This is a genomic window from Bacillus sp. FJAT-14266 (assembly GCF_001719225.1).
Taxonomy (GTDB): Bacteria; Bacillota; Bacilli; order Bacillales; family Bacillaceae; genus Bacillus; species Bacillus subtilis.
The window spans coordinates 2,313,133-2,329,784 of the sequence record NZ_CP017072.1 but is presented as its reverse complement, the minus strand read 5'-3'; the positions used below and the strand labels follow the sequence as shown (position 1 = coordinate 2,329,784).

General features: G+C 43.6%; 16 protein-coding genes. 6 read left to right on the top strand and 10 right to left on the bottom strand.

Annotated features, from left to right (window positions below; genetic code table 11):
* Positions 1–28: 28 nt before the first annotated feature.
* Both BGM23_RS22305 and BGM23_RS12250 read right to left on the bottom strand, forming a co-directional pair.
* Positions 29–154: a hypothetical protein gene (locus tag BGM23_RS22305; RefSeq protein ID WP_003231548.1), complete on the bottom strand. Its 126-nt coding sequence runs from the start codon at positions 152–154 to the stop codon at positions 29–31.
* A 25-nt stretch (positions 155–179) separates the two neighbouring features.
* On the bottom strand, positions 180–533 hold the full coding sequence (locus tag BGM23_RS12250; RefSeq protein WP_003245190.1) for a hypothetical protein: 354 nt from the start codon (positions 531–533) through the stop codon (positions 180–182).
* Between the two features lie 510 nt (positions 534–1,043).
* On the opposite strand from BGM23_RS12250, the gene BGM23_RS12245 reads away from it, so the two are divergent.
* The 3 genes from BGM23_RS12245 (at position 1,044) to BGM23_RS12235 (ending at position 4,572) form a co-directional block, all read left to right on the top strand.
* Complete coding sequence (locus BGM23_RS12245) at positions 1,044–2,441, top strand: alanine/glycine:cation symporter family protein (protein WP_015383775.1); 1,398 nt, start codon at positions 1,044–1,046, stop codon at positions 2,439–2,441.
* Between the two features lie 301 nt (positions 2,442–2,742).
* A complete protein-coding gene (gene eglS / locus BGM23_RS12240; protein WP_029726678.1) occupies positions 2,743–4,242 on the top strand; it encodes an endo-1,4-beta-glucanase EglS in 1,500 nt (499 codons plus the stop codon).
* Positions 4,243–4,308: 66 nt separating this feature from the next.
* Complete coding sequence (locus BGM23_RS12235; RefSeq protein ID WP_029726679.1) at positions 4,309–4,572, top strand: YnfE family protein; 264 nt, start codon at positions 4,309–4,311, stop codon at positions 4,570–4,572.
* 270 nt (positions 4,573–4,842) lie between these two features.
* On the opposite strand, the gene xynC is transcribed toward BGM23_RS12235, so the two are convergent.
* Together xynC and xynD are read right to left on the bottom strand one after the other, a co-directional pair.
* Entirely contained in the window at positions 4,843–6,111 is a 1,269-nt protein-coding gene (gene xynC / locus BGM23_RS12230; RefSeq protein ID WP_029317861.1) for a glucuronoarabinoxylan endo-1,4-beta-xylanase XynC, read from the bottom strand.
* A 130-nt stretch (positions 6,112–6,241) separates the two neighbouring features.
* Positions 6,242–7,783, bottom strand: coding sequence for an alpha-L-arabinofuranosidase (gene xynD / locus BGM23_RS12225; protein ID WP_029726681.1), 1,542 nt, complete (start codon positions 7,781–7,783; stop codon positions 6,242–6,244).
* A 595-nt stretch (positions 7,784–8,378) separates the two neighbouring features.
* On the opposite strand from xynD, the gene BGM23_RS12215 reads away from it, so the two are divergent.
* The 3 genes from BGM23_RS12215 to BGM23_RS12205 all read left to right on the top strand — a co-directional run bounded on the left by BGM23_RS12215 (position 8,379) and on the right by BGM23_RS12205 (position 10,394).
* The gene (locus BGM23_RS12215; protein ID WP_029726682.1) at positions 8,379–8,825 is read left to right on the top strand and encodes a GtrA family protein; all 447 of its coding nucleotides are present in this window, start codon (positions 8,379–8,381) and stop codon (positions 8,823–8,825) included.
* Between the two features lie 6 nt (positions 8,826–8,831).
* On the top strand, positions 8,832–9,725 hold the full coding sequence (gene galU / locus BGM23_RS12210) for a UTP--glucose-1-phosphate uridylyltransferase GalU (protein ID WP_029726683.1): 894 nt from the start codon (positions 8,832–8,834) through the stop codon (positions 9,723–9,725).
* Between the two features lie 72 nt (positions 9,726–9,797).
* Positions 9,798–10,394, top strand: a complete 597-nt coding sequence (locus tag BGM23_RS12205; protein WP_003231529.1) for an undecaprenyl phosphate transporter UptA — start codon at positions 9,798–9,800, stop codon at positions 10,392–10,394.
* 48 nt (positions 10,395–10,442) lie between these two features.
* Here the strand turns inward: BGM23_RS12205 and nrnB are convergent, their stop codons facing one another.
* The 6 genes from nrnB to BGM23_RS12175 form a co-directional block, all read right to left on the bottom strand.
* Entirely contained in the window at positions 10,443–11,642 is a 1,200-nt protein-coding gene (nrnB, locus tag BGM23_RS12200) for an oligoribonuclease NrnB (protein ID WP_017696504.1), read from the bottom strand.
* A 169-nt stretch (positions 11,643–11,811) separates the two neighbouring features.
* Positions 11,812–13,347: an acyl-CoA carboxylase subunit beta gene (locus BGM23_RS12195; protein WP_072692876.1), complete on the bottom strand. Its 1,536-nt coding sequence runs from the start codon at positions 13,345–13,347 to the stop codon at positions 11,812–11,814.
* Positions 13,348–13,357: 10 nt separating this feature from the next.
* Positions 13,358–14,140 carry an enoyl-CoA hydratase gene (locus tag BGM23_RS12190; RefSeq protein WP_029726685.1) on the bottom strand — a complete coding sequence of 261 codons (783 nt, stop codon included), beginning with the start codon at positions 14,138–14,140 and terminating at the stop codon, positions 13,358–13,360.
* A gap of 20 nt (positions 14,141–14,160) precedes the next feature.
* On the bottom strand, positions 14,161–15,060 hold the full coding sequence (gene ldeG / locus BGM23_RS12185; RefSeq protein WP_017696501.1) for a hydroxymethylglutaryl-CoA lyase: 900 nt from the start codon (positions 15,058–15,060) through the stop codon (positions 14,161–14,163).
* Positions 15,061–15,074: 14 nt separating this feature from the next.
* On the bottom strand, positions 15,075–15,296 hold the full coding sequence (locus BGM23_RS12180; protein WP_017696500.1) for an acetyl-CoA carboxylase biotin carboxyl carrier protein subunit: 222 nt from the start codon (positions 15,294–15,296) through the stop codon (positions 15,075–15,077).
* 14 nt (positions 15,297–15,310) lie between these two features.
* Entirely contained in the window at positions 15,311–16,645 is a 1,335-nt protein-coding gene (locus BGM23_RS12175; RefSeq protein ID WP_029726687.1) for an acetyl-CoA carboxylase biotin carboxylase subunit, read from the bottom strand.
* Positions 16,646–16,652 lie beyond the last annotated feature (7 nt).

The window sequence follows — 16,652 nt, the reverse complement described above, 5'->3', positions numbered from 1 at the left end:
CTATATGAGCGGGTTTCGTTTGTTTTTATCAGCTTTCATGGTTGGTGAATAGATCTGTTACAGCATGAATGACTTCAATCCCCTGCCATACAAATAAATTCAGCGCTGTGAAAGAAAATAAGCCTAAAATCACCATTCTTAAGATAAACAACATGTTTAACAGCCTCCTCATATTTTCGTTACATAATCGGGTGATGTTGAACATGAAGTTTGCCGAAATAAGACGATTGATAAAATTTGGCCAGTATAAAGCTTTTTTTCCGCTGACGTCTGCGGGAGTATCCCGTACTTTTGCTTTCAGCGGTCAGCAGCAGAACAGCCATTGCCCATAAAGCGGTCAGCGTAAATGCCCCTGTGATGGATTTCTTCTCATCATCAGCATTTTGGCCGGCTTTCATCTCATGCATTTCCTGCTGGTCGGCTACGGCTTTATAATGATGGCCGATATCAAAGGCGTGGGGAATTGAGAACAAATGAAAACTGGCAATCGCCAAGAATAAGATGGATGCTTTCAATATCGTTACTTTTTTCAAATGATCTCCCCCTCCTTTAATATTACTGAATATTTTTATAATAATACCCCAATCCATCCTAAAAGTAAACCTGATTTATTAAATTTAAAAATAAATTTAACCTTGTTAAGTATATATCTTTTTGCTTATTTTTGAAAGAGAAAACTTCTTTTATTAGCGTATGTATACCCGGTTTATGGTGTGAATAAAAACATATTTTAAATGATATGTTTGTTGTTTAGGGTTTATTACTTTATTTATGTGCTAAATCAAAGAGAAAGGCAAGAGAATGGGAAGAAATGATTACATTGTTAAGAGGGTACTCTTTTTTTAAAGCCAGCTTGCAAGGAATGTTTTTATTCGTAGGAAAATAATAGAGAAGGGGTCGACAGAGTAACATCTGGCTATGACAATATTCTTCTCGAAAAAACTTCCTAATTCGTCATATTGTGATATAATAAAACTCGTTGTGTTAAAAAATCTAACATCAAAATCGAATTCGTGTTGAATTGATGAAAACGGGAGGTAAATATGGAGTCTTTTTTCAATAGTTTAATTAATATTCCAAGTGATTTCATCTGGAATTACCTATTTTATATTTTAATAGGGCTTGGATTATTTTTTACCATACGTTTTGGTTTTATCCAATTCCGTTATTTTATTGAAATGTTCAGAATAGTAGGGGAGAAGCCGGAAGGAAATAAAGGTGTTTCATCTATGCAGGCATTCTTTATTTCGGCCGCATCCCGAGTCGGCACAGGGAATTTGACTGGTGTAGCCTTAGCAATTGCGACAGGCGGACCAGGCGCTGTATTTTGGATGTGGGTAGTAGCTGCAGTAGGTATGGCTTCAAGTTTTGTTGAGAGTACGTTAGCGCAGCTTTATAAGGTGAGAGACGGGGAGGATTTCCGCGGAGGCCCGGCTTACTACATTCAAAAGGGTCTTGGAGCCAGATGGCTTGGCATCGTTTTTGCAATCTTAATTACCGTCTCATTCGGCTTGATTTTTAACGCTGTTCAAACAAATACAATTGCTGGAGCATTGGATGGCGCATTCCATGTGAATAAAATAGTTGTAGCCATAGTTCTGGCGGTTTTAACTGCGTTTATCATTTTCGGCGGTTTAAAACGTGTTGTCGCTGTTTCACAGTTAATTGTGCCGGTTATGGCAGGCATTTATATCCTTATCGCTTTATTTGTTGTCATCACGAATATTACAGCTTTCCCTGGCGTTATCGCTACAATTGTTAAAAATGCTTTAGGTTTTGAACAAGTCGTCGGCGGCGGAATAGGCGGCATCATCGTTATCGGTGCGCAGCGCGGACTTTTTTCAAACGAAGCAGGAATGGGGAGCGCACCAAACGCGGCTGCGACGGCTCATGTATCCCATCCGGCAAAGCAAGGCTTTATTCAAACATTAGGCGTATTTTTTGATACATTTATCATATGTACGTCCACAGCATTTATTATTTTGCTGTACAGTGTAACGCCAAAAGGCGACGGCATCCAAGTCACACAGGCTGCTCTTAACCATCATATTGGAGGCTGGGCGCCGACTTTCATCGCAGTCGCAATGTTCTTGTTTGCATTCAGTTCAGTTGTCGGCAACTATTATTATGGCGAGACAAACATTGAATTTATTAAAACAAGCAAAACATGGCTGAACATTTACCGTATCGCTGTAATTGCTATGGTTGTGTATGGATCTTTATCAGGCTTCCAAATCGTTTGGGATATGGCGGACCTCTTTATGGGTATCATGGCGCTGATCAACTTAATTGTGATTACGCTGCTGTCAAACGTTGCTTACAAAGTGTATAAAGATTACGCGAAACAGCGAAAGCAAGGACTTGATCCTGTGTTTAAAGCGAAAAACATCCCAGGGCTGAAAAACGCTGAAACATGGGAAGATGAGAAACAAGAAGCATAATTTAAATATAAAACAAAGCTGCATTCAATAGTTGAATGCAGCTTTTTCATTATTGGAAATAAATTTAATTTTTCGACTCGAATGAAAAATGACGTGTAAAGTCCCAATTCAGTTCGGTTTTCTTTGTTCTATATGTATCATGTGTGTCTTATTCAATGGAGATAGACAAATTGACAGACTTTTAAACCTCCCAAAAACAAGAAATTAGGTTGATAGACAATCATGAGAAAGATTTTTACAATGAGTTCGTGCTCATAAGAAGTGTAGAGCCAAAATGATGCGAAGGAGGAAAAGATCAGATATGAAACGGTCAATCTCTATTTTTATTACGTGTTTATTGATTACGTTATTGACAATGGGCGGCATGCTGGCTTCGCCGGCATCAGCAGCAGGGACAAAAACGCCAGTAGCCAAGAATGGCCAGCTTAGCATAAAAGGTACACAGCTCGTTAACCGAGACGGTAAAGCGGTACAGCTGAAGGGGATCAGTTCACACGGATTGCAATGGTATGGAGAATATGTCAATAAAGACAGCTTAAAATGGCTGAGGGACGATTGGGGTATCACCGTTTTCCGTGCAGCGATGTATACGGCAGATGGCGGTTATATTGACAACCCGTCCGTGAAAAATAAAGTGAAAGAAGCGGTTGAAGCGGCAAAAGAGCTTGGGATATATGTCATCATTGACTGGCATATCTTAAATGACGGTAATCCAAACCAAAATAAAGAGAAGGCAAAAGAATTCTTCAAGGAAATGTCAAGCCTTTACGGAAACACGCCAAACGTCATTTATGAAATTGCAAACGAACCAAACGGTGATGTGAACTGGAAGCGTGATATTAAACCGTATGCGGAAGAAGTGATTTCCGTTATCCGCAAAAATGATCCAGACAACATCATCATTGTCGGAACCGGTACATGGAGCCAGGATGTGAATGATGCTGCCGATGACCAGCTAAAAGATGCAAACGTTATGTACGCACTTCATTTTTATGCCGGCACACACGGCCAATTTTTACGGGATAAAGCAAACTATGCACTCAGCAAAGGAGCACCTATTTTTGTGACAGAGTGGGGAACAAGCGACGCGTCTGGCAATGGCGGTGTATTCCTTGATCAATCGAGGGAATGGCTGAAATATCTCGACAGCAAGACCATCAGCTGGGTGAACTGGAATCTTTCTGATAAGCAGGAATCATCCTCAGCTTTAAAGCCGGGGGCATCTAAAACAGGCGGCTGGCGGTTGTCAGATTTATCTGCTTCAGGAACATTCGTTAGAGAAAACATTCTCGGCACCAAAGATTCGACGAAGGACATTCCTGAAACGCCAGCAAAAGATAAACCCACACAGGAAAACGGTATTTCTGTACAATACAGAGCAGGGGATGGGAGTATGAACAGCAACCAAATCCGTCCGCAGCTTCAAATAAAAAATAACGGCAATACCACGGTTGATTTAAAAGATGTCACTGCCCGTTACTGGTATAACGCGAAAAACAAAGGCCAAAACGTTGACTGTGACTACGCGCAGCTTGGATGCGGCAATGTGACATACAAGTTTGTGACGTTGCATAAACCAAAGCAAGGTGCAGATACCTATCTGGAACTTGGATTTAAAAACGGAACGCTGGCACCGGGAGCAAGCACAGGGAATATTCAGCTTCGTCTTCACAATGATGACTGGAGCAATTATGCACAAAGCGGCGATTATTCCTTTTTCAAATCAAATACGTTTAAAACAACGAAAAAAATCACATTATATGATCAAGGAAAACTGATTTGGGGAACAGAACCAAATTAGTTAAGCTTTTTTTGGCGGACATCAGTAACGATGTCCGTTTTTATCATCTAATAGGAGGTTTGCGTTGTGGATGAAATACTGAAACAGTATATGGTGCTGTACAAAAAAATGAGTAATATGATAAATGGTCCGGACTATCCAGGTAAGGAAAAAGACATCCAGCATCAAAAAGATCAGATCGAAGTTTACGAAAAACAGCTGCAGCAAGATTTTTCTACAGATTATGACTACGATATATTTGCTGACTCGGTTATCAAATGCGCATATGGCGATATGACGCTGGAAGATTTAGAAGCAGTTTATTATGGATTGACAACACCATTTTTTTGATTTGTCATTCAGCAGTAAAATTTCAAAATTTCAATTTCTGTCTCACTAACTTAAGTATACTTTGATATTGAGACAGAAATTTATTTATTTTGTTTACTTCCTAGAATATATATTATGTAAACTAGAAAAGATGAAGATTAAAGCTATGCTGTTTTTATGTCATCCTTTCTTCTTCCTGTAATTCAGCAACAAAATAAAAAAGCGATTTCCCAATCGGAAAAATCGCCAATTCAGACACTCTATTATTTATGTATGTGTGTCTTTGTGCTCTTAACGATTTACAACAAATGTTGTCACGCTTTGAGCTGGAAGATGGGCCCAAAAATGATTGCCTGATACAGTGAGATTCGTTCCAGGTTGTAGATTGCTGCTGCTGCTCGTGATCCATCTAGATACGTTTGAAGCAGATCCATTCTGCAAAACAAAGTTTTGGTTGACTCCTGTGTTGCTTTTATTGATGGCAACAATAACGACCTTGTTGTCACCTTTATAGGCTGATACGTAAACGTTCGCATTAGGGTTTTTCGTTGCATCAATCCTTACATAGCCGGGACGCACAAACTTTGAGAAATGAGCCATATTGTAGCCGCGTTTGCTGATCGTACCATCTTCTTTCATAGGTCCATATGATCTTCGGATGTACCACCATACATAAGCTTGAAAGTCCCCCTCTACCATCGCATTGTGAATATGCTGTGAAACATCCAATGCCTCGGGCCATCGATCCGCCGAGTTGTTATCACTGTTTGGATAGTATACTTCCGTCATCCAAAGGTCCTTCCCCGCTCCTTTTTGTTTGAAAAGAGGATAAGGGAATTGGCTGACCTGGGTGCCGTACAGGTGGGTTCCGAGAATATCCATATTGGCAAGAGCCTGCGGATCGTTCAAAATCGGGTCCGACAAATTCTTCAAGTATTGAAATGACTCAGGCGCAATGACGCGGGCATTGATCGAGCCGGCGTTTTCTCTCATAAAGCGAAGTATTTCTTGCGGCGTCCACCACGTCCACTCGTGAGCGTAATCAGGCTCGTTTTGTACCGAAATCGCGTAAAGATTCACACCATTATTCTTCATGAAGGTAACAAAATCGTTAAGATGCTGCGCGTATGCTGCGTACTTGTTGTATTTCAGCCGTTTAGCCGATGTGTCACCATTACGATTAAAGGTCTCAACCATATCACTTGGAGGATTCCAAGGAGAAGCAAAAACAATTGCTCCATGTTTGACCGCACTCTTTGCAGTCTCCACCTCTTTATACCAATTATTTCGATTTTCATCTACATGAATTCTTAAGATTGAAAATCCTAACTGGTTCTGTCCATTGCCAAAAGCAGTTTCTCTTTGAGCTGCTGTAAGATCCCCAGCCCAAGCGGGATGATTCATCCCTCCAAAACCGCGAATCACTTGTTTCTCTGCAGATACATTAACTGTTACATCACTTGCTGCCAAAACTTCAGTAGCGCCTGGCCCTAACATGACTGACAGCATAGTGAAACATACTAATAGTACACAAATTGTTTTTTTTATGCGTGGAATCATTTATTCCTCTCCTTCGTCATGTGTCTTTTACGGTATTAAAAAATCTGCATGGCATATCCATAATGGCGGGCTGTTCCGGTGCCCGCCCGTACTTCACCCGCCTCGTTTTTAAGCGGTCCCATTACGAGTACTATCTTTGCGTAAACTGCCAGTAATCAAAATTAAACAAGTTTCCTGTACCTGTTCCGGTAAATACAAAGAATACTTTGTGCACACCGGTTGCCCCGCTTACTGCAGTTTCTATTTCTCTCCACGTTTGCGCTCCACCTGTGGAAGGTACATTCAGAGTTCCAACAAGCTTACCATCAGCACTGTCGAGGCGCACTTCTATTTTCCCGCCTGAAGTGGATGCTACATTTGCTTTAAATGACCTGGCACCGCCCGCTCCGAAGTCTGCATTTCCTACAGCAATCCAGTCTCCATTTTGAATGCTTGTTACATGCTGATTATTTACTGGCCCGCCGGGTGCTGTGGACTTCTCTGTCAAAATGCGTCCATTCCAAGCAAACGTTTCAGCTTCTACCCGGTTATAAGGATTCAAATTGGAAAGCTGTGTTACACCTGCATAATTTGCTGCTACCTCTTGGATGGATCCATCTGGGTTATGCACCAGCTTATTAATATGGGGAGAACGGTATCCTTTGCCGGCCCCGAACAGAGCGGAACTGACAGTTTGCGCGTGGTACACCACATACCACTCGTTTTTAAAATTGAAAACAGCATGATGGTTGTTTCCGCCACCTCCGAAAAATGCACCCGGATTTTTCAGGAAGTGCCCTCTATATGTAAAGGGGCCCATGGGACTTGAACTGGTCATGTAGCCGATCTCACCCGGGGGTTTATCGGCCGGGTGCGTGCCGCCGAAATTGATGCAATAGGAGTAATAATATGTTCCGTTATACTTGTGCAATCCCGAATCTTCAAACATGAAAGGCGCATCAATTGTAGATGCACTTCCAACAACACTCGTCATATCAGGCCCTAATTTTATGACCCTTGCCGTTTTAGGATTGGCCCATTGTCCCTGCGTTGGATTTGAACCGCCAGGAACGCCTCCGCCGGCATACAGATAACCGGTTCCGTCGTCATCTACAAATACTGCCGGATCAAAAAGCCATACAACACCAGACATTCCTGGCGTACTTGGCGTTACGAGCGGTTTTCCGATTGGGTCGGTCCATGGACCAATCGGGCTGTCTGCGGTGAGAACCCCGATACCTCCGCCGCTGTTTGCGAAATAAAGGAAGAATTTATCCTTGCCATTCATTTTTTTAACTGCGATTGACGGTGCCCATGACGCACCTGCCCATTTTGCAATTCCACGGCCTCCATTAGCTCCATTGGCACCTGCTACCGGAATGGCTCCGTGGTCTGTCCAGTTCACCATATCCGCTGAAGATATGACGAATACTCTATTCAAATTGGCAAATGAATTATCTTTAATTGTTCCGTTGCTATTATATTCATAGTCATCACTTGACATATAGATGTAGACTCTTCCGTTATAGGTCAGCGCAACCGGATCCGCTCCCAAATGATGGTCGATAAGCGGATTTGAATTCCCTATATGTTTTGCAATTGTAGTACTAGTGGCAGCATACGCAGACTTCCCAGATAAGCAGCTCAAAAGTAAAGCAAGAATCCATAAACATACGCTACACTTTTTCCTCATCACTTCACATCCTCCTTTTTCCTTAAAATGGGGGATTTTCTTTTGGAATTTGATAACAACAGGTCACGAAGATTGCACGCATAAAGTAGCCGGAAGCTGTTTAGCAATGTTCCCAGTTGTTCTGAAAGCTCATCTTCATGTGTCTCCATTCTCTCTTTTCTTCGAGGAGATCGCACCACTCCTTCAAAATTGTTCAAAAAAACTTCCCCATTCCTAGCGACCATTGTCCAGAAAATAAAAAGACAGGATTGTTCATGGCCTCCCACTAATCACATTGAACGGAGATTACATCATTATCCAAGATATCCCTTTATCTAACATCCTACATCATTAAAAAAATTGTGTATAGAAACTTTTGGAGGAGTTAGTGTTCGATTCTACAAAGGAACTGGATACATTTATTCATTGATAAGATGGGGCTAACACTCCGTTTATATTTGTATGTTTTCAGACACAAAAAACAGCCGTTCAATGCGGCTGTTTTTTTCAAGTGTATAAGAATTATTGAGCGGTATACCCGCTTTTTCATGTTTTGTTCATATTTTATTAATTGTTTATTCAACACTGTCCGCTATAGTAATCCATATCAACAAATATGACTGCCACTCACATCTTTTATGAAGGGAGGTTCGTTACGCTGAAAGAAAAAATAAAGACATTAGGCCGTTTTTGCACCGTAGGCGTCGGCAATACGCTGATAGATTTTGGTGTCTTCTTTCTTCTTACCAATTGTCATGTCTCTTATCTGCCGGCGCAGATCTGCTCCTATACTGCAGGTATCGTCAACAGCTATGTGTGGAACCGGAATTGGACGTTTTGTGTGAAAGGTAAGGCTGACGGGAAAGAGATCGTGCGTTTTCTCATGATTAATATTGCCGCGTCGGGGATCACCTTTTTGCTGCTTTATTTGTTTCAAAATTGCGGCTGCTCGCTTTTGGTGAGTAAGCTCGCCGCCACTATCGGCGGAATGATGATGAATTTTATCGGAAACCGAATCTGGGTATTTGGAGATTCGCTGAAAAACATACAGGATCAGGAGTGAAGATGAATGAGAAAAAAAGTGAGAAAAGCGGTTATACCCGCAGCGGGTTTAGGAACGAGATTTCTGCCGGCGACAAAGGCGCAGCCTAAAGAAATGCTCCCAATCGTCGACAAACCAGCAATCCAATATATTGTAGAAGAGGCCGCAGAGTCAGGAATTGAAGATATACTGATTATTACAGGGAGAAACAAACGCTCGATTGAAGATCATTTTGATCGGTCGGCGGAATTGGAATTCAATCTCCGGGAAAAAGGCAAGACGGAGACACTTAAGGAAATGCAGCAGATTGCCGATTTGGCCAACATTCATTACATCCGCCAGAAAGAACCGCTCGGATTAGGCCATGCGGTGCTGTGTGCGGAGCATTTTATCGGAGATGAGCCTTTTGCCGTTCTCTTAGGTGATGATATTATGGTGTCTGAAACACCGGCTCTTCGGCAATTAATGGATGTATATGACGTTTATGGCACAGAGGTTGTCGGTGTACAGTCAGTTCTCCCTGAGGATGTCAGCAAATATGGTATTATAAATACATCAGGGTCTCAAGGGCATGTATACGAAGTGAACGATTTAGTGGAAAAGCCTTCTCTTGAAGAAGCACCTTCGGAAATCGCAGTAATGGGACGTTATGTGCTGAATTCTTCGATCTTCTCCGTTTTGAAGACAATTGGCAGAGGCGCGGGCAACGAAATTCAGCTGACAGATGCGCTTCGTGAGGTTTGCCGTAAGGAGCCGATCCATGCCCGGTTGCTGGAAGGAAATCGATATGACATTGGCGATAAGCTGGGCTGTTTTAAAGCGAGCACCGAAATCGGCTTAATACGTCCCGAAATGAGATCTCAGCTTTTGGCCTATTTAGAAGATGTGATCAAACGGGAAACGAAAGAAATGCTGCGGTAAAAAAATTGTAACCATCTTGCTCGTCAATCAGTCATATAATAGTGAAAAAGATTAGGACAGGTTGTGAAGAATGTGGGCAGTTTGATAAGCGAAATTTTAACATGGCTGACGAACATGGGATATGCGGGTATTGCGATTGGGTTAATGATTGAAATCATTCCGAGTGAGATTGTATTAGCTTATGGCGGCTATATGGTATCGGAGGGCACGATTGGATTTATTGGCGCAATTATTGCGGGTGTTATCGGGGGCACCATTGCCCAGATCTTTATTTACTGGATCGGTCGCTATGGCGGCAGGCCATTTCTGGACAAATACGGGAAGTATTTATTGATTAAAAAGCATCATATCGACATGTCGGAAAACTGGTTTCAGAAATACGGCGCCGGAGTTGTCTTCTCGGCTCGTTTTATACCGGTTGTCAGACATGCCATATCCATTCCGGCAGGTATTGCCAGAATGCCTTTTCTCAAATTTGTGGTACTGACTGTGCTTGCTATCATTCCATGGTCTATTCTGTTTGTTTATTTAGGCATACAGCTAGGAAGCCAGTGGGATGATGTTGAGAATATAGCGGGCACTTATACAACACCGATTATGATATTGGCTGTTGTCGTGATAGCCCTTTATTTTGTGATTAAGAAACGTACAGCCATATTTAAACGATAGCTAGCGGATATGCATAGGGGTGACTGACGCTCCCCTATGCATATATTTTTACTTCCGATGTTGATTTGCCAGCTTCAGATTCTCCGCTAAAAATGCGACAAACACTTCATCCCGCACGAGCGATGCGGCATAATTTCTCTTAATAAACCATTCTGCCTCTTCAAACGCTGCGAATGTTTCGTCTTGGGTTTCTCCGTTAATTTGAATATTCCATTCGTTGTCTAAAGGGAAAAGAAAAAATCTCATTTGTGCGCGATTTTCATATAATGATCCATTCGCAGATCCCTTTAGATTATAGATGTTACGGAAGGCATCCGGCCGTACAGGATCAATACGGAAAGCTTCAGCTACAAACAACTCGTATACTTCATCGGTTATTGAACAGCCGGACGCTTTTGCATGCCCTCCGCCGCCATATCGGCCGGCGATTTCTGACACATCGATGTAATCATGAATGGTGCGGAGACTGACTCGTTTTGACCCCATGCTCAAAATCGCAATGTAATCGAGGTGCGGGTTATCTTTCCCTAGCCTGTTCCCCAGCTCTGAATGGTACGATTCAGCGTGAACGATGCCTACACAGTGTTCGTGAACAAAGGTTTGTACCATTTCCCTTTTCTTTCTGCGGAGGTAGCGCTCGATTTTTTCGTCTTCTAAATCAAGCAGTTTTTCTTCAAAATCATCGAAGAAAAATTCGTCATGCGCGGAAAGGCGCTGGATCATTTTTGCTTCAAATTCATCGATTGACAGCAAAAAGAAAAGATCATTAAGCCGCTTCGCCTGTTTTTGATCGTACCGCTCCCACTCCCATGTATCGTATTGGCGGACGAGCTCTGTGAATTGATCTAAGGCATTTGTCGGTTTCATGAAGCCATTTTCAACGAGATAGCCATATAAAAGCGATGTCGCGGATGTGAGCCTTCCATCATCGTATTCCACCTGGACAAATCCCCATTCATGCTCATTCAAATGAAGGGCTGTTTTATGATGGTCAATGAGCTTCACTTTGCCCCCTGCATGAACATACTCATTCAATCTCTCTTCGTTTTCTTCATTGACTGCGAGATCGGTGATGAATAACGCGTCCTGTCTGTTGCTCTCCTTCGCTTTTTCTAAAAAGTACTGCACCTGTGCGTTTAAGCCATTGACAGAGTTATATCGGACCTCTACGTCTTTTCCGAACGCTAATTTTGCTACGATTCCGCACCCTACTCCGTCCAAGTCGTTATGTGAATATAAATGATACATAATGTAGGCCCCTTTTTATGATAAACTGACAATTGCCGCTAGAGGTGCGGCAGCCTTTATTTACTATTCTAAAAAACCAACCGTTTTATGCAATGGTAATTAGTTTACATAATGTTGTTATTGTAAATATATAAAGGAGCGCTTTTTTTGCGCTCCTAAGTTCTTGCTTTTACACCGGATAAACCGGATGCTTTCGATTGGTAAATGTCATTTCCTTTGTCATGTATGCCTTGAGCCGTTTGGCCAGCTCATCACGCAGCGAATTGGCTGGGATAACAGCATCAATGATCATTTCTGAAGCCAGACGGTAGATATTGATGTCCTCTTTGTATTCCTCCCGTTTGCTGCTGATAAATGCGGCTCTCTCTTCTTCTGGCAGCTCGGCGATTTTTTTAGCGTAGACAGCGTTTACAGCGGCCTCAGGGCCCATGACGGCGATTTGGGCGGTTGGGAGCGCTAGACAGCAATCCGGTTCAAATGCCGGTCCTGCCATTGCATACAACCCCGCCCCGTAAGCTTTTCGGACAATGACAGAGAGTTTTGGAACAGTTGCCTCTGACATCGCAGAAATCATTTTCGCTCCGTGTCTGATAATCCCAGCCTGTTCTACTTTTGTGCCAATCATAAAACCGGGGATATCGGCTAAGAACAGCAATGGGATATGAAAAGCGTCACATAAGGTAATAAACTTAGCCGCTTTGTCTGCTGAATCGTGGAATAAGACGCCTCCTTTTACCTTCGGCTGGTTTGCAACAATGCCGACAGGCTGTCCGAGGATTCGTGCGAGGCCCGTCAATAATTCCGGTGCAAATAAGGCTTTGATCTCAAAAAATGAGTCTTCATCTATGACCCGCTCAATCAGCTCATGCATATCAAAAGGTGCGTTTTGATTTTGCGGAATGACATCGGCAAGCGGGGTGTCGAAGTGTTTTGGCGGGCGTTTCTCATGAATGGGCGCTTTTTCTTGAAAATTTGCCGGAAAGTAAGACAAATAAGCCCGCGCCAGCTGTATGGCTTCTTCTTCAGTTTCTGCAAGAATATCTCCGCAGCCGGAGATTGAGCAATGCATACGGGCGCCACCCATTTCTTCAAGAGACACTTTTTCGCCAATAACCATTTCCGCCATCCTTGGCGAGCCTAAATACATGGAGGCGTTACCGTCTACCATAACGACGATATCACAGAAGGCCGGAATATAAGCGCCACCTGCTGCAGATGGTCCGAAAAGCAGACAGATTTGCGGAATGCGTCCCGATAATTTGACTTGATTGTAAAAAATTCTTCCTGCACCGCGTCTCCCTGGAAAGACATTGATTTGGTCGGTAATTCGGGCGCCTGCCGAATCGACTAAATAAATGAGCGGACAGTTTAATTTTTCGGCGGTTTCTTGAATTCTGATGATTTTTTCAACTGTTTTTGCTCCCCATGACCCCGCTTTCACTGTTGAATCATTCGCCATGACGCAAACGGTTTGGCCGCCGATTTTGCCAATAGCGGTTACAACTCCGTCAGCGGGAAGCCCGTCTGACATACATTCCGCAAAAAAAGCGTCTTCTAGCTCAATGTCATCGTCAAAGAGAAGGAAAAGCCGCTCTCTGACAAAGAGCTTGCCTTTTTCCCGATTGCTTTGATGATACTTTTCCGCTCCGCCTTTTCGAATCCGTTCAGCCCGTTCTGTTCGTTCCTTTTCATAATCCATGAGCATTGCCTCCCTTTTATATTCCCTTGTATACGGCCCGTCTTTTTTCTTGAAAGGCCTGAAGCCCTTCTCTCCTGTCTTTTGTCGGGATGGTTTGTTCATACGCTTTTTGTTCAATCGCAAGGCCTGTAGCGAGATCTGTCTCCAATCCTTTATTGATTGCAAATTTAGCCTGACGGACAGCGATCGGTCCGTTGGCAGAAATGGCTGCGGCCAGTTCCTCTGCTTTTGGCATAAGGTCACAAGGAGCCGTGACATGCTCTACAAGGCCGATTTCTTTTGCTTCGTGTGCGGTCACGCGTCTGCCTGTATAAATGAATTCTTTTGCTTTTCCTCTGCCAATCAGCCGGGGCAGCCTTTGGGTCCCTCCAGCGCCCGGGATAATAGCTAACCCTGTTTCCGGAAGTCCCAGCACAGCTGATTCAGTTGCGATTCGAAGGTCGCATGCCAATGCCAATTCTAGTCCGCCGCCTAATGCGCTTCCATTTATCGCAGCTATGACCGGCTGCGGCAAGGCATCAAGTAAAGCCGCCGTTCTTTGAATGAGAGATACACTTTCCAGAACCTGATCTTCTTTCAGTTTTATCCGTTCCTTCAGGTCTGCCCCTGCACAAAACGCTTTTTCACCGGTGCCTGTGAGGATGACACAGCGGATGTTTGAGTTGAATTCAATTTCCTGAAGAATAATTTGCAGGTTTCTAAGCATTTCCGCTGAAAGAGCATTTGCTGCCTGAGGCCTGTTTAAGGTGATCAACGCAATATGTTCATTTTTAACAGTAAAAAGAATAGAGTCTCCCATTGTATGCGTTCTCCCTTTTATCAAGATGATTTAAACACCTGTAAATTTCTGCTCGGCAGCGGTTTGCCCATCTTTTCTTCAATCCATTTGGCCGCAGATAGCAGTTTTTCGAGCTTTACATTTGTTTTGATATCCATCTGTTCAAGCATGTACACGATATCCTCAGTTGCGGCGTTTCCTGATGAACCTGGCGCATATGGGCATCCCCCAAGCCCGCCTGCCGAGCCGTCGAACACCGTTATGCCCATTTGGAGTGCTGTGACCATGTTGGCCAGAGCGGTTCCTCTCGTATCATGAAAATGCAAGGCAATTTGATTAGCCGGGAATCGTGCCAAAAGAGCTTCAAGTACAGTTTCCACTTGGGCGGGATTAGCCGCTCCAATCGTATCTCCAAGCGACAGTTCAGAAATTCCAAATTCAAATAGAGCTTCTGAAAGGCGAATGACTTGTTCAATGGGGACATCTTTTTCGTACGGACAGCCGAATACAGTCGAGAGGTAGGCTCTTGTTGTGAGGTTTGCTTTTTGTGCGTCGTTGTTTACTTGTTTGAGTATATGAAGGGATTCAGAAGTGGATTTATTGATGTTTTTTCTGTTGTGCGTCTCGCTGGCGGACATAAAAACGCAAGCTTCGTCAATGCCTCCTTCAAGCGCATTCTCCAGTCCTCTTTGATTCGGGACAAGTGCCGCGTACGTTACCCCTTTTTCACGGTTGATGCCTTTTGCTACGTCGATAGCATCTCGAAGCGCCGGAATCCATTTCGGGTGAACGAAGGATGTGATTTCAATATACGAAAGCCCTGTCCGGGAAAGCTGGTTGATCCAGGTTATTTTATCCTCTGTTGCGATCCATACGGGCTCGTTTTGTAAGCCGTCACGCGGGCCGACTTCTTTGATTGTCACTTTTTTAGGATATGACATGGTCTTCCTCCAAATTATTGAGTGGAATCGCTCAGTTCGAGCAGTACGTCTCCTTCATTTACAAAGTCGCCTTCATTTTTTTTGACTTCTTTTACGATTCCGCTTATATCTGCAACGATCGGGATTTCCATTTTCATCGATTCCAAAATGGCTACCTCCTGGCCCTTTTCGATTTGGTCGCCGGCTTTGACGTGGACTTTCCACAGGTTTCCTGCCATTTGTATGCTAACCGTCATGACAACTGCCTCCTTTATAGGTGTTGTTTCAAAAAGTCAGTCGTGACATCCCCTTCTTTAAATGCCTTTGTTGCCGCAGCCTGTATGAGAAGCGGAAGATTTGTTTTGATTCCCTCTACACAATAGTCGCGAAGCGCTGTCTCTAGTTTTTCAATTGCTTCTGTTCTGGTTTGGCCTTTGACAATCATCTTAGCGATCATCGGGTCATAAAAAGGGGTAACGGTGCTGTCTTTTGCTACCGCACATTCGTGTCTGACTCCTTTTTGGTCAGGAAGTGAAAACGCAGTGATCGTACCTGGTGACGGGAAGAAGGTCTTGGGATCTTCCGCGTATATTCGAACCTCTATCGCATGCCCGTTCCGTTGGATGTCTTTTTGGGAGAATGTGAGTGTATGGCCCGCAGCAATCCGCAGCTGCTGCTCAACTAAGTCCAGGCCTGTTATTTCTTCAGTCACGGGGTGTTCAACTTGCAGTCTCGTATTCATTTCGAGGAAATAAAAATTTTGCTTCTGGTCAACTATAAATTCGATGGTGCCTGCGTTCGTATAGCCGATTGCCTTCGCTGCTTTTACCGCTGTTTGCCCGATCTTCATTCTTAGTTCATCGTCTACAAATGGAGACGGTGCTTCTTCAATGACTTTTTGGTGGCGCCTCTGAACAGAGCAATCACGTTCAAACAGATGTACTGTATGGCCGTGTTGATCGGCCAAAAGCTGAACCTCGATGTGACGCGCATGTTCAATAACTTTTTCTATATACATCGACCCGTCACCGAAAAAATCTGCTGCGCGCTTTTTGTTTCCCTCGTACGCTTTTTTTAATGCTTCTTCATTTTCAACACGCTGCATTCCGATGCCCCCTCCGCCCGCTGAAGCTTTCAGCATGACAGGATAGCCGATTTGACTTGCGGTGCGGCAGGCTGCCTCTATATCTCCGAGGGATTCAGAAACGCCCGGCACCACAGGGACACCTGCAGCCTCCATTGCTTTTCGCGCTTCAATTTTGCTGCCCATCTTTGCGATGATATCAGGGGAAGGTCCGATAAACACGATGTTTTCTTGCTTGCAGCGTTCAGCGAACCGGCTGTTTTCTGATAACAATCCATATCCCGGGTGGATCGCGTCGGCTTTTGCTTTTTTCGCCGTCCTTATGATTCTCTCTATATTTAAATAACTTTCACTGACTCTCGATTCCCCGATCAAATATGCCTCTGTAGCGGCTTTTGTATGGGGCGCGTCCTTGTCTGCTTCTGAATAAACAGCGACCGTTTTAATGCCGAGACGGCTGCATGTTCGGATAATTCTCATTGCAATTTCTCCGCGGTTGGCGATCAGTACTTTTGTAAACATGATTTCA

Bases quoted from the DNA above. Each gene is read 5' to 3' on its own strand.
- BGM23_RS22305 (WP_003231548.1), bottom strand. From the start codon at position 154: ATGTTGTTTATCTTAAGAATGGTGATTTTAGGCTTATTTTCTTTCACA.
- BGM23_RS12245 (WP_015383775.1), top strand. From the start codon at position 1,044: ATGGAGTCTTTTTTCAATAGTTTAATTAATATTCCAAGTGATTTCATC.
- eglS (WP_029726678.1), top strand. From the start codon at position 2,743: ATGAAACGGTCAATCTCTATTTTTATTACGTGTTTATTGATTACGTTA.
- xynC (WP_029317861.1), bottom strand. From the start codon at position 6,111: ATGATTCCACGCATAAAAAAAACAATTTGTGTACTATTAGTATGTTTC.
- xynD (WP_029726681.1), bottom strand. From the start codon at position 7,783: ATGAGGAAAAAGTGTAGCGTATGTTTATGGATTCTTGCTTTACTTTTG.
- BGM23_RS12215 (WP_029726682.1), top strand. From the start codon at position 8,379: ATGACTGCCACTCACATCTTTTATGAAGGGAGGTTCGTTACGCTGAAA.
- galU (WP_029726683.1), top strand. From the start codon at position 8,832: ATGAGAAAAAAAGTGAGAAAAGCGGTTATACCCGCAGCGGGTTTAGGA.
- nrnB (WP_017696504.1), bottom strand. From the start codon at position 11,642: ATGTATCATTTATATTCACATAACGACTTGGACGGAGTAGGGTGCGGA.
- BGM23_RS12195 (WP_072692876.1), bottom strand. From the start codon at position 13,347: ATGCTCATGGATTATGAAAAGGAACGAACAGAACGGGCTGAACGGATT.
- BGM23_RS12190 (WP_029726685.1), bottom strand. From the start codon at position 14,140: ATGGGAGACTCTATTCTTTTTACTGTTAAAAATGAACATATTGCGTTG.
- ldeG (WP_017696501.1), bottom strand. From the start codon at position 15,060: ATGTCATATCCTAAAAAAGTGACAATCAAAGAAGTCGGCCCGCGTGAC.
- BGM23_RS12180 (WP_017696500.1), bottom strand. From the start codon at position 15,296: ATGACGGTTAGCATACAAATGGCAGGAAACCTGTGGAAAGTCCACGTC.
- BGM23_RS12175 (WP_029726687.1), bottom strand. From the start codon at position 16,645: ATGTTTACAAAAGTACTGATCGCCAACCGCGGAGAAATTGCAATGAGA.